This is a genomic window from uncultured Shewanella sp. (assembly GCF_947491715.1).
Lineage (GTDB): Bacteria > Pseudomonadota > Gammaproteobacteria > Enterobacterales > Shewanellaceae > Shewanella.
Genome location: NZ_CANLKR010000022.1, coordinates 1 through 22,720 on the forward strand (window position 1 = coordinate 1; position 22,720 = coordinate 22,720).

General features: G+C 41.8%; 22 protein-coding genes. 5 read left to right on the forward strand and 17 right to left on the reverse strand.

The features are described 5' to 3' along the window. Window positions 1-175 precede the first annotated feature (175 nt). The 5 genes from fis to trxA all read right to left on the reverse strand — a co-directional run bounded on the left by fis (window position 176) and on the right by trxA (window position 4,477). Window positions 176-481, reverse strand: coding sequence for a DNA-binding transcriptional regulator Fis (gene fis / locus Q0779_RS14995; protein WP_248941712.1), 306 nt, complete (start codon window positions 479-481; stop codon window positions 176-178). Window positions 482-495: 14 nt separating this feature from the next. After that, a complete protein-coding gene (gene dusB, locus Q0779_RS15000; RefSeq protein WP_298773708.1) occupies window positions 496-1,467 on the reverse strand; it encodes a tRNA dihydrouridine synthase DusB in 972 nt (323 codons plus the stop codon). A 147-nt stretch (window positions 1,468-1,614) separates the two neighbouring features. Next, a complete protein-coding gene (gene prmA / locus Q0779_RS15005; RefSeq protein WP_298773710.1) occupies window positions 1,615-2,496 on the reverse strand; it encodes a 50S ribosomal protein L11 methyltransferase in 882 nt (293 codons plus the stop codon). Window positions 2,497-2,657: 161 nt separating this feature from the next. Next, window positions 2,658-3,923: a transcription termination factor Rho gene (gene rho, locus Q0779_RS15010; RefSeq protein ID WP_298773712.1), complete on the reverse strand. Its 1,266-nt coding sequence runs from the start codon at window positions 3,921-3,923 to the stop codon at window positions 2,658-2,660. A 227-nt stretch (window positions 3,924-4,150) separates the two neighbouring features. Then, entirely contained in the window at window positions 4,151-4,477 is a 327-nt protein-coding gene (trxA, locus tag Q0779_RS15015) for a thioredoxin TrxA (protein ID WP_298773714.1), read from the reverse strand. A gap of 386 nt (window positions 4,478-4,863) precedes the next feature. Between trxA and rhlB the strand changes: the two genes are divergently transcribed. Both rhlB and Q0779_RS15025 read left to right on the forward strand, forming a co-directional pair. Further along, on the forward strand, window positions 4,864-6,177 hold the full coding sequence (gene rhlB / locus Q0779_RS15020) for an ATP-dependent RNA helicase RhlB (RefSeq protein ID WP_298773716.1): 1,314 nt from the start codon (window positions 4,864-4,866) through the stop codon (window positions 6,175-6,177). Continuing rightward, on the forward strand, window positions 6,177-7,106 hold the full coding sequence (locus Q0779_RS15025; protein WP_298773718.1) for an exopolyphosphatase: 930 nt from the start codon (window positions 6,177-6,179) through the stop codon (window positions 7,104-7,106). Before rhlB ends, Q0779_RS15025 begins: the two co-directional genes overlap by 1 nt. A gap of 50 nt (window positions 7,107-7,156) precedes the next feature. Here the strand turns inward: Q0779_RS15025 and Q0779_RS15030 are convergent, their stop codons facing one another. The 11 genes from Q0779_RS15030 to ubiE all read right to left on the reverse strand — a co-directional run bounded on the left by Q0779_RS15030 (window position 7,157) and on the right by ubiE (window position 16,871). Continuing rightward, on the reverse strand, window positions 7,157-7,663 hold the full coding sequence (locus tag Q0779_RS15030) for a thioredoxin family protein (RefSeq protein ID WP_298773720.1): 507 nt from the start codon (window positions 7,661-7,663) through the stop codon (window positions 7,157-7,159). After that, window positions 7,620-8,633 (reverse strand): porphobilinogen synthase, encoded by a 1,014-nt coding sequence (gene hemB / locus Q0779_RS15035; RefSeq protein ID WP_298773722.1) that lies wholly within the window; start codon window positions 8,631-8,633, stop codon window positions 7,620-7,622. The genes Q0779_RS15030 and hemB overlap by 44 nt, the downstream gene beginning before the upstream one ends. 25 nt (window positions 8,634-8,658) lie before the next feature. Then, window positions 8,659-10,536 (reverse strand): diguanylate cyclase, encoded by a 1,878-nt coding sequence (locus tag Q0779_RS15040; protein ID WP_298773724.1) that lies wholly within the window; start codon window positions 10,534-10,536, stop codon window positions 8,659-8,661. Then, window positions 10,533-11,333, reverse strand: a complete 801-nt coding sequence (locus tag Q0779_RS15045) for a TatD family hydrolase (RefSeq protein ID WP_298773726.1) — start codon at window positions 11,331-11,333, stop codon at window positions 10,533-10,535. Before Q0779_RS15045 ends, Q0779_RS15040 begins: the two co-directional genes overlap by 4 nt. Continuing rightward, on the reverse strand, window positions 11,333-11,803 hold the full coding sequence (locus Q0779_RS15050) for a hypothetical protein (protein ID WP_298773728.1): 471 nt from the start codon (window positions 11,801-11,803) through the stop codon (window positions 11,333-11,335). Before Q0779_RS15050 ends, Q0779_RS15045 begins: the two co-directional genes overlap by 1 nt. A gap of 289 nt (window positions 11,804-12,092) precedes the next feature. Next, window positions 12,093-12,854, reverse strand: a complete 762-nt coding sequence (gene tatC / locus Q0779_RS15055) for a twin-arginine translocase subunit TatC (protein WP_298773730.1) — start codon at window positions 12,852-12,854, stop codon at window positions 12,093-12,095. A 3-nt stretch (window positions 12,855-12,857) separates the two neighbouring features. After that, a complete protein-coding gene (gene tatB, locus Q0779_RS15060) occupies window positions 12,858-13,298 on the reverse strand; it encodes a Sec-independent protein translocase protein TatB (protein WP_298773732.1) in 441 nt (146 codons plus the stop codon). A 12-nt stretch (window positions 13,299-13,310) separates the two neighbouring features. Continuing rightward, on the reverse strand, window positions 13,311-13,544 hold the full coding sequence (tatA, locus tag Q0779_RS15065) for a Sec-independent protein translocase subunit TatA (RefSeq protein WP_298773734.1): 234 nt from the start codon (window positions 13,542-13,544) through the stop codon (window positions 13,311-13,313). A gap of 278 nt (window positions 13,545-13,822) precedes the next feature. After that, a complete protein-coding gene (gene ubiB / locus Q0779_RS15070) occupies window positions 13,823-15,472 on the reverse strand; it encodes a ubiquinone biosynthesis regulatory protein kinase UbiB (protein ID WP_298773736.1) in 1,650 nt (549 codons plus the stop codon). Further along, complete coding sequence (locus Q0779_RS15075) at window positions 15,469-16,092, reverse strand: SCP2 sterol-binding domain-containing protein (RefSeq protein WP_298773737.1); 624 nt, start codon at window positions 16,090-16,092, stop codon at window positions 15,469-15,471. The genes ubiB and Q0779_RS15075 overlap by 4 nt, the downstream gene beginning before the upstream one ends. A gap of 23 nt (window positions 16,093-16,115) precedes the next feature. After that, entirely contained in the window at window positions 16,116-16,871 is a 756-nt protein-coding gene (gene ubiE, locus Q0779_RS15080) for a bifunctional demethylmenaquinone methyltransferase/2-methoxy-6-polyprenyl-1,4-benzoquinol methylase UbiE (protein ID WP_298773738.1), read from the reverse strand. Window positions 16,872-17,311: 440 nt separating this feature from the next. Here ubiE and Q0779_RS15085 point away from each other — a divergent pair, with 440 nt between their 5' ends. Then, window positions 17,312-18,181, forward strand: a complete 870-nt coding sequence (locus Q0779_RS15085) for a MaoC/PaaZ C-terminal domain-containing protein (protein ID WP_298773740.1) — start codon at window positions 17,312-17,314, stop codon at window positions 18,179-18,181. Window positions 18,182-18,513: 332 nt separating this feature from the next. On the opposite strand, the gene Q0779_RS15090 is transcribed toward Q0779_RS15085, so the two are convergent. Then, window positions 18,514-20,256, reverse strand: coding sequence for a mechanosensitive ion channel family protein (locus tag Q0779_RS15090; protein WP_298773741.1), 1,743 nt, complete (start codon window positions 20,254-20,256; stop codon window positions 18,514-18,516). Window positions 20,257-20,499: 243 nt separating this feature from the next. Between Q0779_RS15090 and Q0779_RS15095 the strand changes: the two genes are divergently transcribed. Continuing rightward, window positions 20,500-20,835: a hypothetical protein gene (locus tag Q0779_RS15095; protein WP_298773742.1), complete on the forward strand. Its 336-nt coding sequence runs from the start codon at window positions 20,500-20,502 to the stop codon at window positions 20,833-20,835. Between the two features lie 342 nt (window positions 20,836-21,177). Next, the gene (locus Q0779_RS15100; protein ID WP_298773743.1) at window positions 21,178-22,698 is read left to right on the forward strand and encodes a hypothetical protein; all 1,521 of its coding nucleotides are present in this window, start codon (window positions 21,178-21,180) and stop codon (window positions 22,696-22,698) included. Window positions 22,699-22,720: the final 22 nt, after the last annotated feature.

The window sequence follows — 22,720 nt, forward strand, 5'->3', positions numbered from 1 at the left end:
AAGTACATGAAAAAGCCAGTCGGGGGTTCCAACTGGCTTAATAAAAACCGTCAACCTATTTTAGGACTAGACACTTGCCTGTCACTTTACTTAACTTCTAATAACGTATTCGAAGTCGAGTGTGCCACAAGCTAACATTCACCATCACCTTTCACTCAATAAGAGCGATAAGGGTTTAGTTCATGCCGTATTTTTTTAATTTTTTACGTAGCGTACCACGGTTAATGCCTAGCATGTTGGCTGCACGAGTCTGATTACCACGAGTGTGCTGCATGATAATGTCTAAAAGAGGTGCTTCCACTTCGCATAACACCATTTCATAGACTTCTTCGGCTTCCTGCCCGTCCATTTGAGCGAAAAAATTAGTGACAGCACGCTTAACCGCATCACGTAATAATTGTGGCTTAATAGCGCCACTAGCGGTTTCGATTTTACCTACGGTTAGCGGGTGAACTTCTGTGTGAGTTGTCTGATCAAACATTCGTATTCTGCTCTTTAATTATGTGGTACAAATTCATCAAAATAGCGTTCCAACATGGAACATTGTTCTGCGACGGTTTCAAGGCGATTAAATTCGCTCCTGAACGCGCGCTGGGGTTCTTGGTGTAAATACCATCCAACATGTTTTCTGGCGAAACGGATCCCCTTATATTCGCCATACAATGCATATAACTTCTGCAGATGTTCCAGCATCACTTGACGCTTTTCATCCATCTCAATAGTCGCTAAATGCTTACCTGTTGCCAAGTAATGTTGGATTTCTCTAAATATCCAAGGTCTTCCTTGTGCACCTCGGCCTATCATCAGAGCATCAGCGCCCGTGTGCTCTAGCACAAACTGTGCTTGCTCTGGGCTGGTGATATCTCCGTTTGCGATAACAGGGATAGAGACCATTTTTTTTATTGCTCTAATCGTGTCGTACTCGGCATGACCCTTATACATGCATTGTCTTGTACGGCCGTGAACGGCCAACGCAGCAATACCACAATCTTGTGCAATCTGGGCTATTTGAACGCCATTCCTGTGTTCTGGGGCCCATCCCGTTCTAATCTTTAGCGTAACCGGCACATCAACAGCGGCAATAACGGCTTGTAAAATGGTTTTTACTAAGGCCGGATCTTGCAGCAGTGCTGAGCCTGCTAGTTTTTTATTCACTTTTTTTGCTGGGCAACCCATATTAATATCAATAATCTGAGCACCTTGCTCAACATTGACTCTGGCTGCATTAGCCATTAATTCTGGACAAGCGCCTGCAATTTGAATGCTGCGGATCCCATCTTCGCCTGCATGTGCCATTCGAAGGCGGCTTTTTTCCGTATCCCAAACATCAGGATTGGAAGAAACCATCTCCGATACCGCTAAGGCTGCACCATAGCGAAGACAAAGATTTCTAAAAGCCTGATCTGTGACACCTGCCATTGGGGCAACGATCAGCTGATTTTTCAGTTGATACGGACCAACTTGCATTTATCGACACACCTTGCACATCAAAGGGGCGCTATAGTACGTCTTTTTTGCGCCCTTGAAAAGGTCAATAAATGACCTGAGAGCAACTTTTTTTCTTGACTTTTGTTTAGTTAGAAATAAGTCGAAAATAAATTGCCTGTACATGTGCTATTTACGTATGCCTGTCAAGCGGCTCCAGTCGTCTTTATAAGCAGGCTCGTCCATAATGAACCACTTTGAATAAAATTCAGACAACTCAATCGCTTGTTCTCTTAATAGACCCGATAATGCTAATTGTCCACCGGGGGCCACTTTTTCAGCAATTAAGGGCGCAAGCTCTCTTAATGGGCCTGCTAATATGTTAGCCACTAAAATATCGGCGAGTAAATCGTCAGGCTGTTCATCGGGTAAATAAAGGGCGAGTTTATTTTCGACCTGATTTCGCTCGGCATTGGCTTTGGATGCTTCAATGGCTTGATAGTCGATATCGATACCACTGACATATTCGGCGCCAAGTTTTAATGCAGCAACGGCTAAAATACCAGAGCCGCAACCAAAATCGATGACCTTTTTATTTGCAAAGTCTAAACCGTCTAACCACTCTAAACATAAGGCGGTCGTGGGGTGAGTACCAGTACCAAATGCCAGGCCCGGATCAAGGATAACATTCACAGCGCTGGGATCGGGGATATCTCTCCAGCTCGGGCAGATCCAAAGACGCTCGCCAAAGCGAATAGGGTGGAAATTGTCCATCCATTCTCGCTCCCAGTCTTTATCTTCGACTTGCTCAATTTTATAGGATAAGCCTTCGCCTAAATAAGGCAGGGCTTTGAGTCTATCCACCACGGGGGATAAGTCATGGCAGGCTTCAAACAAGGCGACAATAACCGTATGGGCCCACAGTGGGGTCTCACCTAACGTTGGTTCATAAATAGGGGTGTCTTTACCGTCTTCAAAGGTAATGGAAAGTGAACCTTCTTCCATTAGCTGATCGCTGATGGCATCGGCATGGGTATTGTCGGTATCAAGTCTAAGCTGGATCCAAGGCATATGAGTCTCTGTCTCGATAAATAATCGCGCTATTGTAAACGATAGCGAAAGGACTTCAACAAAGGCTTTAGCATCGTTTTGCTAAGTGGAATAAAAAATGGGGTTAAGCACCATAAAAAAACCGCATAAAATGCGGCTTTTTTATGGATATGTGTGATATTTTAGGTCTTTGCGCGTTTCATTGCGGTAAAGAACTCATCATTAGTTTTGGTCATCGCAAGCTTATCAATTAAAAACTCCATGGCGCTGACTTCGTCCATTGGATTAAGGATTTTGCGTAAAATCCACATTTTTTGAAGCTCTTCAGAGGTGGTGAGTTTCTCTTCACGACGTGTACCAGAGCGGTTAAAGTCAATGGCAGGGAAAACACGTTTTTCAGCGGCTTTACGAGACAAGTGAAGCTCTTGGTTACCCGTACCTTTAAACTCTTCGTAGATAACTTCATCCATTTTAGAGCCAGTATCAACCAAGGCGGTGGCAATAATAGTCAAACTGCCACCATGTTCAATGTTACGTGCCGCACCAAAGAAGCGTTTAGGACGGTGCAGTGCGTTAGCATCCACACCACCAGTTAATACTTTACCTGATGATGGGATGACAGTGTTATAAGCACGGGCTAGTCGGGTGATGGAATCAAGCAAAATGACCACATCTTTTTTATGCTCAACAAGGCGTTTGGCTTTTTCAATAACCATTTCAGCTACTTGTACGTGACGGCTGGCAGGTTCATCAAAGGTAGAAGCAATCACTTCACCTTTAACCAAGCGTTTCATCTCGGTGACTTCCTCTGGACGCTCATCGATAAGCAATACCATCAATACCACATCAGGATTGTTATAACTGATGCTTTGGGCGATATTTTGCAGTAATAATGTTTTACCGGCTTTTGGCGGTGCAACAATCAAACCACGCTGACCTTTACCAATCGGTGAACATAAATCTAGAATACGGGCAGTAATATCTTCAGTTGAACCATTACCACGCTCCATGCGAATGCGCTCTTCGGCATGCAGTGGGGTTAGGTTTTCAAATAAAATTTTAGTGCGAGAGTTTTCAGGCTTGTCGAAGTTAACTTCTGAGACTTTAAGCAGGGCAAAATAACGTTCACCTTCTTTTGGTGGGCGAATTTTACCAAAGATACTGTCACCCGTACGCATATTGAAACGGCGTATTTGGCTTGGAGAGACATAAATGTCGTCAGGCCCCGCTAAGTATGAACCATCTGAACTGCGTAAGAAGCCAAAACCGTCTTGAAGGATCTCTAAAACGCCCCCTCCAAAGATATCTTCGCCGCTTTGTGCATGGGCTTTCAGAATTGAGAAAATAATGTCCTGTTTACGTGCACGGGCCATATTTTCTAACTTCATTTCTTGAGCTAGGGTAACTAAATCTGCAATCGGTTTATTTTTTAATTCTGATAAATTCATCTTAGATGGGTCTTGTTTGCGTGACGACGCTACTATGGATTAATCTGGTAAGGCAATAAATAGAATATCAATCGAATAGCGAGAAGTGGGTTAGTTAAGAAAAGGTCTGGTCATTAAAGTAGCACTAACTTTAATGTACGTCTAGCGGTTTAAGCCCTTTCGGCACAATTTTTACGAAAAATGTGCCAAAGGGACGATTTATAGACTATTTAACTTATTGAACTCAGTTAAATTTGCGCGTCGATAAATTCTTTTAATTGAGTTTTCGATAACGCACCGACTTTAGTCGCAACTAACTCGCCAGCTTTAAATAACAATAAAGTAGGGATGCCACGTACACCATATTTAGCGGGAGTGACCGAGTTTTGATCAACATTTAATTTAGTCACAGCCACTTTGCCTTCATATTCTTGTGCAATATCATCAAGAATAGGCGCAATCATTTTACAAGGACCACACCATTCAGCCCAAAAGTCGACTAATACGGGCAAATCAGACTTAATCACATCAGCTTCAAAGCTGTCATCACTTAGGTGTACAATCTTGTCACTCATTCTTATTTCTCCGGTTTGGTTGCCATTGCTGGTTTGTTAATGGCTTAACCTGTATATTGGGCCATTAAAATGGCTTTTCAAGTTTAAACTTACGCATTAAATTAAGTTACACTACTGGAAATGAGAAAACGCCCTTAGACAAGCCAGTGATAGACAGGCTATAGTGTGCCTGCGCCAATCATGTTTATCTAGATGATACGTAAAAGTACGTTACGCGTTTTAAACCAGCCCTCAAAGTGATGCACTTTGGAAAGTTTGGCGTTCAGTATATCACTGAACAGACTTTCTCTTAGGATTTCTTTGAGTGTGCACCTATTTTAGTGTGATAAGTATTCTATCTCAAACGATTGAGTTTCTTATTGCAACCTTACAGGTAAGCCTGCGCTATGAGCGAAACACATTTATCAACACAAAAATTTGCCGATTTAACACTACAAACTGAGGTTAAACAGGCGCTTATTAAGGCTGGCTTTGAGTATTGCACCCCAATTCAAGCCTTATCATTACCCATTTTATTACAGAAAAAAGATATCGCGGGTCAAGCCCAAACAGGAACCGGTAAAACGTTAGCTTTCTTAGTGGCGACTTTTAATCACTTATTAACCACACCTGTGCCGAGCGATCGTCAAGTGAATCAGCCACGGGCCATCATTATGGCACCGACACGTGAATTGGCGATTCAAATTGCCAAAGATGCCACTATATTAGCCCAGTCGACCGGACTTAAAGTGGGTATAGTCTATGGCGGAGAAGGTTATGATGCTCAGAGAAAAGTGCTGGATAAAGGCGTTGATATTCTGATTGGCACCACAGGACGTATCATAGATTATGTGCGTCAAGGAGTCGTGAATGTCAGCAATATTCAAGCTGTGGTATTAGATGAAGCTGATCGCATGTTTGATCTCGGTTTTATTAAGGATATTCGTTTTTTATTCAGACGCATGCCTGATGCAAAATCTCGTTTAAATATGCTGTTTTCAGCCACATTGTCAATGAAAGTGCAAGAGCTGGCATACGATCATATGAACGAGCCAGAAAAAGTGGAAATCGCTCCTAACGAGAAAACCTCCAAAAATATTAAAGAAGAAATTTTTTATCCTTCAATGGATGAAAAAATGGTGCTGTTATTATCCTTAATTGAAGAAGATTGGCCAGAAAAAGCCATTGTATTTTCAAATACGAAACATGGCTGTGAAAAAGTCTGGTCTTGGCTTGCCGGTGACGGTCATCGTGTCGGCTTGTTAACTGGTGATGTCCCTCAAAAGAAACGTTTGCGTATTTTGGAGCAATTTACTCAAGGCAGTATCGATATTTTAGTGGCAACGGATGTGGCAGCTCGAGGCTTGCATATTTCTGATGTGTCTCATGTGTATAATTATGATTTACCTGATGACTGCGAAGATTATGTGCATCGCATTGGTCGTACGGGACGAGCGGGCCAAAAAGGCGTTTCGGTGAGCTTTGCATGTGAAGAATATGCACTGAATCTACCGGCTATTGAGAGCTATATTACTCATTCTATTCCAGTGAGCTCTTATGATAGCAGTGCATTGCTGGATGATATTCCGGCGCCTGTTCGCATTCATCGAAAACCGAGTAGCCATTCGCGAAATCAGCGAGATCGCACGGGAAATAAGCCTCATGGTGCGCACAATAACAGTAATCGTTCTCGTCATGACAGGACGCGTAGGCATTCATAATGGCAAAGTCTTCCTATGCAGCCATTACCTTGGGATCTAACAGTTTTAATATGTTAGTTGCGCAAACGTTCAAGGGTAAGCCTGCGATTATTGCCAAGTTTAAACGCAAAGTCAGGCTTGCTGAAGGAATGGATGCCCAGGACAAGTTAAGTGATGAAGCCATGGTGCGAGGCATAGATTGTCTGGCGATGTTCGCACAAGAAATTGAAAAAGCAGGGGTTGCTCCAGAGCATGTGGCGGTGATCGCCACTGCCACACTAAGAAGGATCAGTAACGTCGAGGCTTTTCGCACTCAAGCCTTGTCGGTATTACCTTACCCTATTGATATTATCTCTGGTGAAGAAGAAGCCGAGCTGATTTATCAAGGCATGGTGGCGACAACAGCACAAGTAAAGCGAGATGATGAGCGGCGCTTAGTGATTGACATTGGTGGCGCCAGCACCGAGTTTATTATTGGTGAAAGTCATCATGTGTTACACAAAACCAGTTTACCCATTGGTTGTGTCACCTTTAATCAGCAGTTTTTTGCTCAAAAAAGGGTTAATGAGGCTGATTTTGCAGCGGTAAAACAGCATGTTGGATCAGTGCTTAACCCAGCCTGCCAGTCTTTATTAGCACTGGGTTGGCAATCGACCTTAGGGGCCTCAGGTAGCGTGCAAGCGGTAATGGAAGTCCTTGAAAAAAGAGCACAGCCGCAAGTGATCACTTTGAGTGTACTCAAGCAGCTACAGCAAGAAATCATTGAGCTTGAAGATAGCAATGTGATGGCTATATTCGGACTAAAAGAAGAGCGTGCGCCGACATTTATCTCTGGGGTAGCCATTTTGCTGGCCTTGTTTGAACTGTTAAATATTGAACAATTGACATTATCGGGCGGGGCATTAAGGGAAGGGGTATTAGAACGTTTAGCCAGTAAAGTGGCCTCTTAAAGTACGGCTAATGGAGACCTCTTTTGCTCGAGGTCTTATATTGTTGGTCGTTACGTCGGTAGTATTTTCACTAAATCTTTTTCTAAGCTCAGGGTTGGGGATTCAATAATACGGCCCAGCTCTATATTCCCTTGTTTAATGATAAAAGTGGGGATACGCTCAAAATCGTAGTCTCGGCTGAGGTTTTCGGGATCCTGTTTATCACGGTCAACACCCAGATAAACCACCTCAATAGCGGGATGTGCGAGTGCTTCAATGATCTTTATGAAGTGAGCAATTTCTCGGTGACAATCAGGGCACCAAGTGCCAACAATCACCACAATTTCTAAAGATGATGGGTCTTCAAGTAAAGGCAGTAAAGTGCTTTTATCAACTTGATATTCTTTATAAAAGGGATTGAAGTCAGCGAGTGTCTTTAACGTATCGGCAGATAAGTATCCAGTTAATATCATCAGGTCATTTCTCATGAAAAAGGCGATTTCTGTTGCAGCAGAAATCGCGACAAAGGAGGCGTTAGGCTTTATCTTCTTTAAGCCATTGGGCCACTTGCTTAGCAAAATAAGTTAAAATACCATCGGCACCTGCACGTTTAAAGCATAATAAAGACTCCATAACGGTAGGCTTTTCGGCGAGCCAACCATTTTGGATTGCGGCCATGTGCATGGCATATTCGCCACTGACTTGGTAGGCAAAAGTGGGCACTGCCAGCTCAGTTTTCACGCGCCTGACTATGTCTAAATAGGGCATTCCGGGTTTGACCATCACCATGTCAGCGCCTTCTTGAATATCTAATGCGACTTCATGCAGCGCTTCATCACTATTGGCTGGATCCATTTGATAGCTGTGTTTATTCCCGCCTTTTAAATGACTGGCAGAGCCAACGGCATCACGAAAAGGGCCATAATAACTCGAAGAAAATTTTGCGGAATAGGCCATAATTTGTGTGTTGACAAACCCTTCTGCTTCAAGGACTTCACGAATGGCCCCGATGCGGCCATCCATCATATCAGAAGGGGCGACCATATCGGCACCGGCGCGTGCATGAGATAAGGCTTGTTTGACGAGAATATCTGTGGTGATATCGTTAAGAATGTAACCTGTATCGTCAATAATGCCATCTTGTCCATGGGTGGTGAAAGGATCAAGCGCGACATCTGTCATCACCCCTAATTGGGGAAAAGCTGCCTTTAATTCACGAACCGCGCGTTGAACTAAGGCGTTGTCATTATAAGCTTCTTCCGCCATTAAACTTTTTTTATCGCTAGGGGTCACAGGAAACAGCGCAATTAAAGGTATGCCTAACTCAACGAGCTCTTCGGCTTCTTTTAGTAATAAATCAATGGATAAACGTTCAACGCCTGGCATTGAATCCACTTTTTCCGTGCGGTTCTCTCCCTCTAATATAAACATAGGGTAAATAAGATCGTTAACGGTTAAGGTATTTTCAGCCATGAGACGGCGGCTAAATGCATGTTTACGCATACGGCGCATTCTACGCTGGGGGTAGGCACTGGTCATTAGATTCACAATTCACTCCAAATGTAACGAAGATTCAATTAAGCACGGGAGCCGCACAGTACAGTTGTACTTGATTGCGCCCTTCATTTTTAGCGTGATATAAGGCTTTATCGGCTTGATCCAATAAAGCACTTCTATCGACATTTTTTTCAATTACTTGGCTGCTAACACCTATGCTGATGGTTAGCTTTATTAATCGGTTATCCCAAAAAATATTCAATTGACTGACACTTCTGCGAAGCTGCTCTGCAACTGTGATGGCGCCCTCTTTATCCGTGTTGGGTAGAATAATAGCAAATTCTTCACCACCAAAACGTGATACAAGATCCATTGGTCGTTTTAAATTCACTGTGAGGGTATTGGCGATAAGCCTCAGGGCATGATCCCCTGCTAAGTGTCCAAAGCTGTCATTAATGGATTTAAAGTGATCGATATCCAACATCAGAATGGATAAAGGACTTTGCTGTCGACGACTCATTTTGATTTCTGCCAATAAACGTTTGTCGAAGGCATTACGATTTTTCACGCCGGTTAAGCTGTCTATTGTGGTTTGCTCGGTGAGTTTAGCATTGGCTTGATTCAGCTCTCTAAGGGCTATCTCAAGTTCAAGGGTGCGCTCTTGTACCATCAACTCAAGCTTTTCATTATGTTTTTCTTCTGCTTGTAATGCTTGCTCTTTATTTTGTCGAATAAGCTCTGCTTGTTCTAATGCTTTTTGTTGAATATTCAGTTTTTCTTGGCGTTCGTCGTTATAGCGGATCGCCAACACGGCAGCCATAAAAATAATTTCAAAACTCAAGCCTAACATAAAGGGGATCTGAGGTTGAAAAGGTAAATTGAGCAGATCTAAATACATTAATCCTGAAACAATGCTGCCAATTAAAACGGTAGACCAACCGAGCGTATACAGTTTTGCCAGTTTATGACCTTTAAGCCCTTGAATAATGGCCATGAACATGAGTAAAGAGCTGTTGGCCAGTAAGGAGATAATATTAATCACAATGGCTAAATCATAGGAGAGAAAAGGGCTGACTAGCAATAACATAACGGCATAGCAAATACCGTAGCGGCACAGCTTGAGCATGGATGGACTTTGGTGTTTTAGCTGTAGGATTTTTTCAGTAAAAAGCAAACCAAATATCATGGACAAAGGCAATAATACCGGTACCATAAATTGTTGTAAAATAGGCCATTGAGGCCAAATAAATCGAAAAGCAATACCATATAAAGTGGCAACAAATAAGGTAATTGAAAAGACATAGCCAGCATAATAGCTATAACTGAAAGAGCCAGAGGTAATTGCAATAAATAGGCTAAAAAGGCCAATTGAAGCCAAGGCACCTAATTGAAACCCATGTAATAAGGAGAGGTGATCAGAGTATTCGGTAAAATCGTCAACAGACCATAAGGTAAGTGGAATACTGGCATGGCCTTTGGTATCAATTTCTAAGAAAAAATGATGGTTCTCATCAGGTAGCATATTAAAAGAGTAGACGAAGTTATTGTTGATAATAGGCCTTTGTGTAAAGGGGAGCCTGTCCCCCATGGTTAATCGAGTAACTAACTTATCTTGATTAAAATGATATAAATTTACTTTATCTAAATGGGGGTTATCTAAGGATAAAATGCGATGTAAGTTAGCTTTTCCTTTACTATAAAGGTTGAATTTTATCCAGAGTTTTTGGCTATCAATATTCTTAATCATGTGAGCAGGTAAGGCTTGCCAAACATGCTCAGGTTGATTTTTGATGTGGCTGATGCTGCTCGTGGTTTTAATCGTGTAACTTAACCAAGCGGAAAGTGTGATTGGGCCTGTTGTTTGTTGATCAATACTGATCACTGTATTGGCTTGTGCAACCTTAAATGATGTAAAAAAAAATACCGCAAACAACAGGAAAAAGCGATGCTTCATACTTGCGGATCCAAATTAAAAAAGCGTCGGCTGTTTTGATAAACATGATGCGCAAACTCAGTGCTATCTTGTCCTCTTAGTGTCGCAACATACTGAGCAATATGCGGTAAATATTCAGGTTTATTCTTACTGGATTTAGGTTTAGGTCTTAAGGTACGAGGCAATAAATAGGGACTGTCTGTTTCAATAAGAATACGGTCATTGGGAATATCTACTACGAGTTCGGCAAGCTCTTTACCGCGTCTTTCATCACACACCCAGCCAGTGATCCCAAGGTGTAAATCCAATTTAAGATAAGCGTCTAGACTTTGTCTGTTACCTGTAAAGCAATGTAATAGTGCTCCACAGAGATCTGCGCGATAGGCTTTTAATATGGCTAAAAAATCTTCATGGGCATCACGTTCATGCATGAGCACTGGAAGCTTGAGGTTGGCTGCTATTGCCAGTTGGGCCTCAAAAGCCTGACGCTGTTTATTCCGCGGCGAAAAGTCTCGATTGTAATCTAAGCCGCATTCACCTATTGCAACCACATGCTCGTGAGTACTGAGTCGTTTAAGTTGTTCATGACTGCTTGCTTGCCATTGTGACGCCTGATGAGGGTGTACACCCGCTGTGCAATAGAGTTTTTTCGGGTAGTCTTGGCAAAGAGCAATGGCTTGCTCACTTTCAGCTAAATCACTGCCAATGACAATCAGGGGGGAAACATGCTGTTCAATCGCTGCTTGAATAATTTGTTGGCTGTCTTTTTCTAAACTGCTGCCAACTAAGTTGACAGCGACATCTATGTATTTTGGCATTAGTAAAGGCGTTTCACTCGAATGGTTGTGTTTTGATTGTCGCGCCCAAGAATGAATGAGCCGAGTGCACCAGTTTTAATGAATAGGGTTTCATCCACTTTCACTTTAAAATAGCGCGAATCAGTTTGCTTCCATACCTGACCGTTATCAAAAGTAATTTTTAAGGCGCCATAGGGGTTTTTGTCCACCTGTGTCACTTGGGCATAAATTTTCTCTATTTGTTCCTCTTTGGGTTTTTCTTTCAGACCAAAGCTATCTTCAACCGTGATGATTTGAGGTGTAGCGTCTTTTGCAGAAAGGTGAGCAGAGGTAACATTTTTCCCGTCTTTGACGGCACTGGCAAGCTTATCAAAGCAAATGAGACGATCCAGCTTATCGGGCACACTTGAACACTGTAAAAGGGCATGTTCCACATCGGCGAAGACGCTATTGCTGAGTAATAAGCTTGTTAATAGTAGTGTAATACGCATGAGTAAGGGCCTTTTATCTTATTATTATATATTAAGATTACCTGATTTTTTCTTGTTCATTATTTGTAGATGAACAGAAATAAAAATGTAATTTATCCTGTCAGAATATCATCTGATACTGTAATTGCAATTCTCTTATACTAAAGTGATTAAACCATTGAGCTAAGGCCGTTAATTTAGGCGAATATATTTCCCTTATTAAAGTTGGCTCAACAGGAATATACGGTGGTTTTTGATCCCGATCGCATTAGGGAAGCTAGCGATCGGGTGTGGGAAAGAGTAAGGTCGCTTAAGTCTCTTTTTGCTCGTTCTGAACCTCATCATCTTCATCATCTGATTTAGGCGTATAAAAACGGGCACCTAATAGGCCTAACTCAAATAAAAGCAGCATTGGGACGGCGAGCATAGTTTGCGAAATTATGTCGGGTGGGGTTAATAGCATTCCCACAACAAATGCGCCGACAATAATGTAGGGGCGCTTACTTTTTAGCGAGTCAGGCGTGGTGATCCCAGCCCAGCAAAGGAGTATCACTGCAATGGGGATTTCAAAGGCTAAACCAAAGGCAAAAAATAGTTTTAAAATAAAGCTTAAATAACTACTAATATCCGTGGCAATTTGCACGCCTTCAGGCGCAACACTGGTAAAAAAGGCAAAAATAACAGGGAATACAACATAGTAAGCAAAGGCAATACCGAGATAAAATAATAAAGTACTGCTAAGCAGCAAGGGCACAACTAAGCGTTTTTCATGTTTGTAGAGGCCCGGGGCAACAAAAGCCCAAATTTGATAAAGTACGTAAGGGACGGCAATAAAAAAAGACAGCACTAAGGTGAGTTTAAAGGGGGTGAAAAAAGGTGCGGTGACATCAGTTGCAATCATGCTGCTGGATGCAGGCATTGCCTGCATTAATGGAATAGCAATATAGTGATATATATCATTAGACCAGTAAGCGAGGCAGATAAACACCACTAGAATACTGCCAATGGCATGGAGTAAGCGTTGGCGTAATTCAAGTAAGTGTGAAATAAGAGGTTGTTGTTGATGTGACATGCATTATCCGTCAGATTTGTCTAACTGGTTATTTTTTTTAATATCTTTATCTGTATTGTTATCTTTATCTTTATCTTTATCTTTATCTTTATCTTTATCTTTATCTTCAAGTCCTGAGTCAGTTTCTATGGGAGTATGATCGCCATCGACCTGATAGGGGCGATTAACCGAATCAGCCGCTTCTTTAAGTTTGTCAACAGACTCTTGTAGTTCTGGCGCGAGCTCTTTTAAACCTTGTTGCTCTGCTTTTTTCAGATCGGCATGCAATTGCTCAATTTTCAGTTCTTGTTCTAGTTCATCTTTGACAGCATTGGCCATTTTTTTCAGTGTGCGGATCCAATTTGAAATGGTGCGCACTGCCACAGGTAATCTTTCTGGGCCGAGTACCACTAGACCCAAAACGCCAATCAATAGCAACTCCATAAAGCCGATACTATCGAACATAAGTTATGATACCTATTGTTTATCTTTTGATTCAGCTTTTTCAGCTGTGGTATCAGCTTTATTGACTGTGTCGTCTGTGGTGTTTTCTTTGATGGCTTTTTTTTCTTCTTCACTAGACATGGCATTTTTAAAGCCTTTTACAGCGCCGCCGAGATCGCCACCTAAAGAACGTAATTTTTTTGTACCAAATAATAGAACCACAATTAATGCAATGATCAGCAATTGCCAAATACTAATGTTACCCATGAAAGGATGCCTCAAAATATAGATATACAGAACATTATACCTGAATACCGCAAGATTGCAGCTGCCGTCATGAGAGGATTTAACAATCATTTACCATTTTGTGAGCAAGGAGGGGAAATGCATTTGAGATGACACACTCAATAAGAGGTATGGGAGTCAATAAAAAAGAGTTAATTTAATCTATTAGGTACAAAACTCTTAGCTCCATGTTGAAGAATGCACTAACAATGTTTCATTATTTGTTCATTGTTAGTGTATGTTATTTTGTTGTAAAAAAGCTAAAACTTACCGCTTCTAGGTCGACTGAGCCAACCGACAAGCCAAGTGATAACACCGCCTGCAATACAAGTATGAGTGATCCAGGGAGTGATTCCATTTGTAAACAACATCACACCACTTAAGACTAAAACCGCAGCAGTGATTAATAAAAAGTGGCTTTTATGGGTTTTTCTTTGTTGTTGTAAATAGCGTTCAAGTAGCTGGTTTTGTGAATTAACAAAATTACGCCCAACTTTTAAATTATCATAAATCAGTTCGGGCAACTCAGGTAACTTATCGGCCCAATAGGGCAGTTTTTCTTTGGTTTTTTGGTATAACGCCTTGGGACCGACTTGCTCTGCTACCCAATCTTCTAAAAATGGCTTTGCCGTTTGCCAAAGATCCAGTTGCGGGTAAAGTTGGCGACCTAAGCCTTCGATATAGAGTAAGGTTTTTTCAAGTAATACCAGCTGAGGTTGCACCACCATGTCAAAGCGTCTTGCAATCCTAAAGAGCTCAAGTAGGACATGCCCGAAAGAAATTTCATTCAGTGGTTTATGAAACATGGGCTCACACACGACTTTCACGGCTTGTTCAAAGGCGCTGATATCGGTATCCGGTGATACCCAACCTGATTCAATATACAGTTGAGCAATGCGACGATAATCCCGATTAAAGAAAGCGAGAAAGTTTTCGGCGAGATAGCGTTTATCTTCGTTAGTCAGTGTCCCCATAATACCAAAGTCGAGGCCGATATATTTAGGATCGTTAGGGGTTTCACGGCTGACAAAGATGTTGCCTGGGTGCATATCCGCATGAAAAAAGTTGTCTCTAAACACTTGGGTAAAAAACACCTGGACACCCCGTTCAGCGAGCAGTTTAAAGTTGGTTCCTTGTGCTTTTAATCCTGTGATATCGGAAACCGAAACAGCATCGATCCGCTCCATGACAATTAAACGCGTAAAGCAAAGTTCTTCATACATATAAGGTATGTATAAGATACTGGAATTAAGGAAGTTATTTCTGAGTTTTATGGCATTTAAGGCTTCTAATTTAAGGTTGAGTTCACCTTCGATGGTGGTGCGATAATCTTCAATGACCTCAACGGGGCGAAGGCGATTGTTGGGCCCAAGCAGGGTGTCGAGTAAGCTGGCCACTCGCTTCATCAAATGTAAGTCAGCACTGACTTTATCTTCGACATCGGGACGCAATACTTTCAGAACGACCGCTTTGCCATTGGATTTGAGTGTGGCGGTATGGACTTGTGAAATCGATGCAGATGCCAATGGGGTATCATCAAAGTCATCAAATAAGCTGTCAATGGGCGCATTGAGCTCGGCTTCAATAGCAGCGCGGGCTAAAGCCGTTGAAAAAGGAGGGACCCGGTCTTGTAGCATGGACAATTCATTAGCCCATTCATCGGTTAACAAGTCTCGCCGAGTGGATAACATTTGCCCAAATTTAATATAAACAGGCCCAAGCTCTTGCATCGCAAGTTTTAAGCGCTCGCCGCCCGCAGTGGTTTTATGTTGATTGGTGAGCCAAAACAAACAGCGTCTGAGTAAGCGAAAATACCAAGGCGTTAATTTGGCAGGCAACAGCTCGTCGAGTCCAAAATGAAGTGTGGTTTTTATGACTTGATAAGCGCGGCGAAAACTACTGGTACTCATCTTATTTGGGCTACCTTGTGACTGAGGTGTGTGATCCTTTGATTGAGTTGGTCGAGCTCTTTGGTTAAGTTCTCTATATGGTCGCTAAATTGTATGTATTCTAATTTATGGGGGGCAATTCGGTATTCTTCGGTGGCCAATTGACTGATATGGGACTGTGTTTTTTGCAATAAATTCGATAGCGTTTGGTGAGTTTGTTTCACTTTGCGTGTTAAGAGATGAGTCGGTGCATCGCCTATGTAGCGTGATAAGGGTTCGGCAAAATCAAACTTTGAGGTTTGAATGAAGCGGCTAAAGTGTTGCAAAACACTTAAGTCACCTTCAATACTCAATCTATCTTGTTTAATCAGTTCGGTTAAATTAGCGCCTTCTTTCAGTTGATACAAGGTGGTGAGATCCACACTAATGCGTGTGGCAACATCGCCTTCATAATAGGTCAATACCAGAATTTCATCGGCAAAAATAAAGTAGAGTGTCCAAGGTAATTGGGTCAATTTAATACCAATGACTTGGTGGTGTAACTCACGATATTTAGCATAATCTTCAGGAGATTGCGCGATTAATTGTTTGAAGCTTGTTTCTATTGCGCTGCAAAGCAGTAAGCTGAGTTCACGTTTCATAAATTGACCCACAGTGCCAGTGATTAAAACTTATAGCCTTTATGTAATGCCACGATACCGTCAGTCATATTGGTATAGGTCACTTGCTCAAAGCCTGCATCTGTCATCATTTGTTTCAATGTTTCTTGATCGGGATGCATACGAATAGATTCTGCCAAATATTCATAGCTATCAGCGTCTTGAGTTATCACCTTACCCATTTTGGGTAAAATTTTAAAACTATAAAGATCATAGATTTTACGCATGACTTCATGCTGAGGCTTAGAAAACTCAAGGATCAATAGCTTACCGCCCGGTTTTAACACCCTAAGCATAGAAGCAATGGCGGCCTCTTTATTGGTGACATTTCGCAGTCCAAATGCAATGGTGATAATATCAAAATGATTATCGGGAAAGGGCAAGGCTTCGGCATTGGCTTGAACGTAATTGACGTTATTCACAATCCCTTTATCTCTGAGCTTGTCGCGGCCCACCTTTAGCATTGAATCATTAATATCGGCGAGAATGACTTGTCCTGTCGGGCCGACAATACGAGAGAATTTGGCGGTTAAATCACCCGTTCCGCCCGCTAAATCAAGGACGCGCATTCCGCTTCTTGGGGCAGCACTTTCAATGGTAAAGCGTTTCCACATACGGTGAATACCAAAAGACATGACATCATTCATAATGTCATATTTGGCGGCAACAGAGTGAAACACACCAGCAACCATATCTTCTTTCTTATCAATGTCGATGGTTTTATAACCAAAGTGGGTACTGTTAGGGTTATCTTCTGGCATGTTTGTTTTCCTATAAACGGGCAATGTAAGACATGTGCGTATGGGCTAAATGAATGCTAAAGTACTGAGCATCGAGTACCAAAAAATGAATAATATTTGCCGTGCAAAGCCTTTCAAATTTAACTGCGCATTACACCATAATATTAGTCAATATTGAATAGGTAAGTGATGCCAGTGTCTGAATTTGTGCCTTAGCGCTCAACTTAATGTGTGTCATAAAAAATCAGTACATTATTGCATCTCACGTCATCGCCCGCTTTTGTGATGTTTTCTCTGGTTATTATTTTAAAAAGCAGTGAAAAAGTGTTGCTATTTACATCAAAATTAGGTTAGTTAATAATAGTGACAGTGAATTTGGGTGGGCTGTGAGTGAGCTTTGAGGTATAGTACGCGGCTGAATATGTGCAACGTAGTTCGTTTATTTTAAAGGTTAGCTTAGTTTGAATAAAGAATATCGTGTTGATTTAAAAGGCGTCCCTTCATTACTTTCCTTGTATCGCAAGATTTTTTTCGTGCGTAAACCTGGGTGGGATGAGCAACCTCTGCCTTATATATCGGTGGCGACAGAGCAGGTTAAATTAGCAAAAAACAAAGTCGCACGTTACGCTAAAGTGTGTGGTTTTGAGTTTGATGGTAAAACGCTGCCCTTGACTTATTTATATGTGGTGTCTTTTCGTTTGCACGCCAGTATTTTTACCCATGAAGGCATTACCTTTCCTTTATTAGGCATTATTCACTTAAAAAATAGTATTACGCAATATCGTGCATTAGGCATTGATGAGCGTTATGACATTGAATGTGCAGTGATCAACAGTAAAGTGACCGATGCGGGCTTAGAGTTTGACTTTTTGTCTAAAGCTAAAGTGAATGGCGAGCTGGTCTGGGAGTCTTTGTCGACCTATTTGTACCGAATCGAAGGACCCAAACGCAGAGTTAGACCGCCAAAAGCCAATGATATGAATTGGGCTCAGCCTGTTAATTGGAGCTTGCCAGAAGACATCGGTCGTCGTTACGCAAAAGCCTCAGGCGATTATAATCTTATCCATTTGCATCCGTTTTTCTCAAAACGCTTTGGATTTGATCGTGGCTTGGTGCATGGCATGTGGTCTAAAGGGCGCTGTATCGCGCAAATGATGCCAGAAATTGGCGACAGAGCCTGTAAGGTAGAAGTGGAGTTTAAGCTCCCCTTGTTTATGCCCTCAGAAGTCAGTTTCGATGTGGAAAAAACCGATGATAACTTAGTCTTTGAGCTTAGAGATCATAAAGGCCGCCGTCCGCATTTATCCGGTGAAATTCATTTTATTGAATAAGTCCGCGATGCATTAGTTATTCTGATATACCCGTGATACTTGAAGATGCATGTTTTCAGAGCCTGTAAAAGTGCCTAATTCAAGGCGTATTATTGCAAGAATGCTTATTGCCTTTTAAGGTGATACAACGCAGAAGTAGGTGATTTTACAGACTCCCAAAGGGCTGGTTTAAAAGCCTTTTATACTACGTTATTGAACATCGGCTTAGAATGACTAGGCACGCTGTTCAAAGCCTTGCCTAAAATGCTTTTAATTCCAGCTGAATCCTGCATCTTCAAGTATCACGGGTATAAGTCAATAGAAAGGAGCCATTAAGGCTCCTTTTTCGTTTTTTATTCTGCTTGTTGTCCAGTGAGTGGTTGCTCGTTATACAAATGTACATCTCTTTGTGGATAAGGAATACTGATCCCTGCTCTATCAAAGCTCAGCTTTACTTCACGGGTAATATCCCAGTACACATCCCAATAATCCGTTGTATTTGCCCAAGGCCTGACAATAAAGTTGATGGAAGATTCTCCGAGTGTATGCAGTTTAATGGTGGGCTCGGGCTCCGCTAATACTTTGGGGTGCACGTCAATGATTTGTTTGAGTAACGCTTCGGCTTGAGTGATATTATCCTTATAACCAATACCAAAGGTCATATCCACTCTTCTGTGTGACTCCACACTAATATTATGGATAATATCGCCCCAAATTTTATTGTTGGGAATAATCAGTCGCTGATTATCAAAGGTGTTAATCGTGGTCGACACTAAGCTCATATGGCTGACTTTGCCAGAGACACCGGCAGTTCGCACCACATCACCGAGATCGAAAGGCCGATAAATTAAAATCATCATGCCAGAGGCAAAATTCGATAAGGTATCTTGCAGTGCAAAGCCGATAATGATCCCCGCAATACCAAAACCGGCCAGTAACGGCCCCATCTGGATCCCAAGCTGGGATAAAGCAAACAATAAACCAAAGAGAAAAATCAGCTTACCCGATAAACCAATAAAGAATTCCTGCAATAATTGGCTGAAGTTTAAGCTCGAAGTGCTCACGGCTTTTTTAACCAAACGGCTGAGCATTTTTCCTAAAAAGTAGGCAAGTAATAAGATTAAAATGAACACCACCACTTTAAAGGTGATACTGGGACCGTGTTCAACCAATTGGTTTTTGCCGGATATTATCCACTCTTCAAGCAAATTACTGGCCACATCTAAATTCAATATATCTTGGGTGATGTTCCCTGATATTTCAAATAAGGTCTGCTTAAGCTCGGTGGTATCTTGTTTCAGATCGTCCAGCAGCACAATCAAATCGGCCAGGCTGGTTGAATATTGGTTTAAGGCCTTATTTAACATTAACAGCTTGGCGGTATCGGGCGCATCATTGCCAGTGACGCCGTTTTTGTTCAATGTGTCATTATTCAGTGCTATGGCCAATTTGTCTTGCGTATAACGAATAACACTATTGAGCTCATCTGCGCGAAGGGTGAGTTGAGCAATTAAATCTTGCTGCTGTTGTTGTACATCCATGTTTAAGGCGTCTGCCCAGCTAAGCGCTTCCCACTTAAAGCGGTATAACCTGTCCCTTTGTTTATCGATTTGGGCAAGTTCAGCCATAAGGGCATCATCCTGACCGCCGCCTAATGTCTGTTTTATACGCTCTATTTCTTTATTAAAATAAGCATCAATGCGATTAATAAAGCTCACATGTTCTTTGACATAAGGCACTAAGCGGCTTTTATCAACATTATCTGTGTCCATCAGCTGTTGAATTTGTTCGTGCATTAGCATGGAGTATTGCTTAATGCGGTATTGAATAATGGCTTTCATTTCCCCTTTGGCATGGGCTAGCCGACGAATATCCTTATCAATTACGCTTTGAATGTTATCTAGGCTAGCAATCACTTGTTGCTTGTCTATTTTAGGGGGGGCTTTGTCGGCGCTATTTGCAGACACAGGATGCACGACAACAAAAAGGGCCAGAATAAAAGCGTACAGGAACCATCGATTTTTTGAACGAGCCGCTTTGCAATTAACGTAAAGACGGGATTGAATACTGCTTGACGGTAGCGGCTGTCCTTGCATTGTGATTATCCGATATTTTATCGATAAATTAAGCTTAGAAGTAAACAATAGGGGATCAAGCACAGTAAGATAATTATTTATCATCAACTTCTAGCGTAATTCTTGCTATACTCCCTTGTCATTTTGATGTCTTAGATTTTTATGCCTGCATTTGATATTAGAGCTTGGCGTCAAAATGTGATGTAAAACTGCATTCAATCCCATTCAATCCTTAAATAAAGAGATAAAGAGAGAATATACGTCGTGTTGTGTACCCATTGCCATAAACATTTTAAAGTCACTAAGGTTGAAAATCATCGAGGTAAGGGCCTTAATGCGCAAATTCAGTGCCCGCTTTGTGAGGCATGGTTGGGCCGCAATCCCATATTGACCCGCTTAAAAATGGTGGGATTTTATATTGGCGCCTCGGCGCTGGCGACGCAGTATTGGGCGCCTGACTATAAGACCATCGCCATCCCAGTGTTGATCTTATCCATTATCACCTTATTGGTGTCACACCTTATGGATCATTTAAAAGTTATCGAAGCCCCCATTCAGCCCGAAATCAATAACGATGAGCATTTAAGAAAGTATCGTTAGGACTGAGCCTTGAGCTGCAGATAATCTATTTCATTTTTCTTAAGCGCTTCATCCTTGAAGTGCTTTCTTTACTTTTGATGATCAGTATTGCCTATCAGTCAATTGCTTGAGTGATAACGCTTTGCTGATTGTGCATAAGCGCCTTTCTTGTTAACCCATGTTGCATCACTTAACTCCCCAAATAGCCAAATTCTAACTAGCAAAAAGTGTTGTCAATCCATTTAAGGGGACATTATTGTATTTTTTAGGTTTTTATTGGAATTAAATTGTTACTTTTGTTAATAAATATGTTGATTTGTTTTTGTTAAGTGTGTAAATTGCGCCAGTCAAAAATGTGTCTAAATGGATATTAGAGTGGTTGTTATGGCTAAAAAATGGATTGGTATTTTTTTTGCACTGCTGTTGAGTGTCAGTGCTCATGCAGAAACCTTTGAGCAAGCCTATGCTCCCATTGGCGTGGGTGACATCACTATCATGATCCCTATCGACAGGCAGCCTGCTATTCCTATTGCATTGTCAATGACACAAACCGAATCAAACTATTTATTAGCTTGGGATCCCAGTAGTGGTCACCGTTTTAAGTTAGAGCACTGGGTCGATGGGGAGTGGGTTTTACTGTCCGATAATATTTCAACCAATCAATATCAAACCTCATTAGACAATGGCCCTCAATTTAGAGTCAGTGCCTGTGACCAATATGGCTGTTCAGACTGGCAAACCGTCAATAATACTGTCGACGGTGACTTGATGATAAGCGGTTTTAGCAGCTCTAATCATGCTGTCGAGTCAGGCCAGAGAGTCAGCCTTTCTTGGAATGTGTCATCTGCCATTGAGCTTACAATTACTAGCAATCAAGGTCATCGTTTTAAAAGTTACACCGCAAAAGGCCAGCACAATTTTTATATAAGCCAAATAACAGAATTCACCTTAACGGCGATAGGCTTTCAGCATACTTATCAACAAACTCTCACAGTATCGCCTGCTACGATTGTGCCTGACTTTCAAACCCAAGCTCAGCCAGACACTTATACTCAGCCCTTACTGGCGCTGGTGCTAGATCAAAATGAAACCATGTTGCCCATTGAGCGAGCATTGTTATCGCTCTCGCTCCCCAGTGGTGATAACGTCAATATCATCCCCCAGCACGACAATAAACTGTCTCGCGTCAGTGACAGTGGCGAGTTGATATGGACCCAAGCGCTTAATGGCATGGTGGCGAACCAGCCTATATTACAACTTACTGATGCTCATCAAACAGGGCAGTTATATTTTGGCGTGGCGAGTCTCGATGGAACCGGAGAAATTTGCCGTATCCATATCGATGGTACTGATTTGCAATGCCTCACCACAGAGCCCGATAGTCAAAACCCTTTAAACAGCATGGTTGCTGGGCCAGTGATGGTTGATAATCGTCTTTTTAGCTTCGATATGCAGGGTCATTTATATGAAGTGAGTACCGACTTAGATGTTAATTGGAATAACAGTGGGCAGCCCGATATAAGCGGTTACCGCTATCACGCTAAAGTCCCTTTAACAGAAGGAGATGCCATACTCACGCCTCCTGTGGCTGACAAAGTGCAAAACAGTCTGATCTTACGCACTCAACTTGATAATGTGCTGGCCATTGCGATCCCAGCGCCTCAATCCAGCATCAGTAATTTATTACAGCAAGCGACGGCATTTTTTAGCTTGATGAGTAATAGTGTTACAGACAAGGCATCCGCTAGCAATACCAATAATAGCAATACCAATAATAGCAATACCAATAATAGCAATACCAATAATAGTAACAAAACCAATAACAGTAAAAATACATTAGCCATTAAATGGACTAAGGCTTTAGCTCAGGATGAGGCACGCTAATATGAAACGTCAGGCATTAATT

Bases quoted from the DNA above. Each gene is read 5' to 3' on its own strand.
- fis (WP_248941712.1), bottom strand. From the start codon at position 481: ATGTTTGATCAGACAACTCACACAGAAGTTCACCCGCTAACCGTAGGT.
- dusB (WP_298773708.1), bottom strand. From the start codon at position 1,467: ATGCAAGTTGGTCCGTATCAACTGAAAAATCAGCTGATCGTTGCCCCA.
- prmA (WP_298773710.1), bottom strand. From the start codon at position 2,496: ATGCCTTGGATCCAGCTTAGACTTGATACCGACAATACCCATGCCGAT.
- rho (WP_298773712.1), bottom strand. From the start codon at position 3,923: ATGAATTTATCAGAATTAAAAAATAAACCGATTGCAGATTTAGTTACC.
- trxA (WP_298773714.1), bottom strand. From the start codon at position 4,477: ATGAGTGACAAGATTGTACACCTAAGTGATGACAGCTTTGAAGCTGAT.
- rhlB (WP_298773716.1), top strand. From the start codon at position 4,864: ATGAGCGAAACACATTTATCAACACAAAAATTTGCCGATTTAACACTA.
- Q0779_RS15025 (WP_298773718.1), top strand. From the start codon at position 6,177: ATGGCAAAGTCTTCCTATGCAGCCATTACCTTGGGATCTAACAGTTTT.
- Q0779_RS15040 (WP_298773724.1), bottom strand. From the start codon at position 10,536: ATGAAGCATCGCTTTTTCCTGTTGTTTGCGGTATTTTTTTTTACATCA.
- Q0779_RS15045 (WP_298773726.1), bottom strand. From the start codon at position 11,333: ATGCCAAAATACATAGATGTCGCTGTCAACTTAGTTGGCAGCAGTTTA.
- Q0779_RS15050 (WP_298773728.1), bottom strand. From the start codon at position 11,803: ATGCGTATTACACTACTATTAACAAGCTTATTACTCAGCAATAGCGTC.
- tatC (WP_298773730.1), bottom strand. From the start codon at position 12,854: ATGTCACATCAACAACAACCTCTTATTTCACACTTACTTGAATTACGC.
- tatB (WP_298773732.1), bottom strand. From the start codon at position 13,298: ATGTTCGATAGTATCGGCTTTATGGAGTTGCTATTGATTGGCGTTTTG.
- tatA (WP_298773734.1), bottom strand. From the start codon at position 13,544: ATGGGTAACATTAGTATTTGGCAATTGCTGATCATTGCATTAATTGTG.
- ubiB (WP_298773736.1), bottom strand. From the start codon at position 15,472: ATGAGTACCAGTAGTTTTCGCCGCGCTTATCAAGTCATAAAAACCACA.
- Q0779_RS15075 (WP_298773737.1), bottom strand. From the start codon at position 16,092: ATGAAACGTGAACTCAGCTTACTGCTTTGCAGCGCAATAGAAACAAGC.
- ubiE (WP_298773738.1), bottom strand. From the start codon at position 16,871: ATGCCAGAAGATAACCCTAACAGTACCCACTTTGGTTATAAAACCATC.
- Q0779_RS15090 (WP_298773741.1), bottom strand. From the start codon at position 20,256: ATGCAAGGACAGCCGCTACCGTCAAGCAGTATTCAATCCCGTCTTTAC.
- Q0779_RS15100 (WP_298773743.1), top strand. From the start codon at position 21,178: ATGGATATTAGAGTGGTTGTTATGGCTAAAAAATGGATTGGTATTTTT.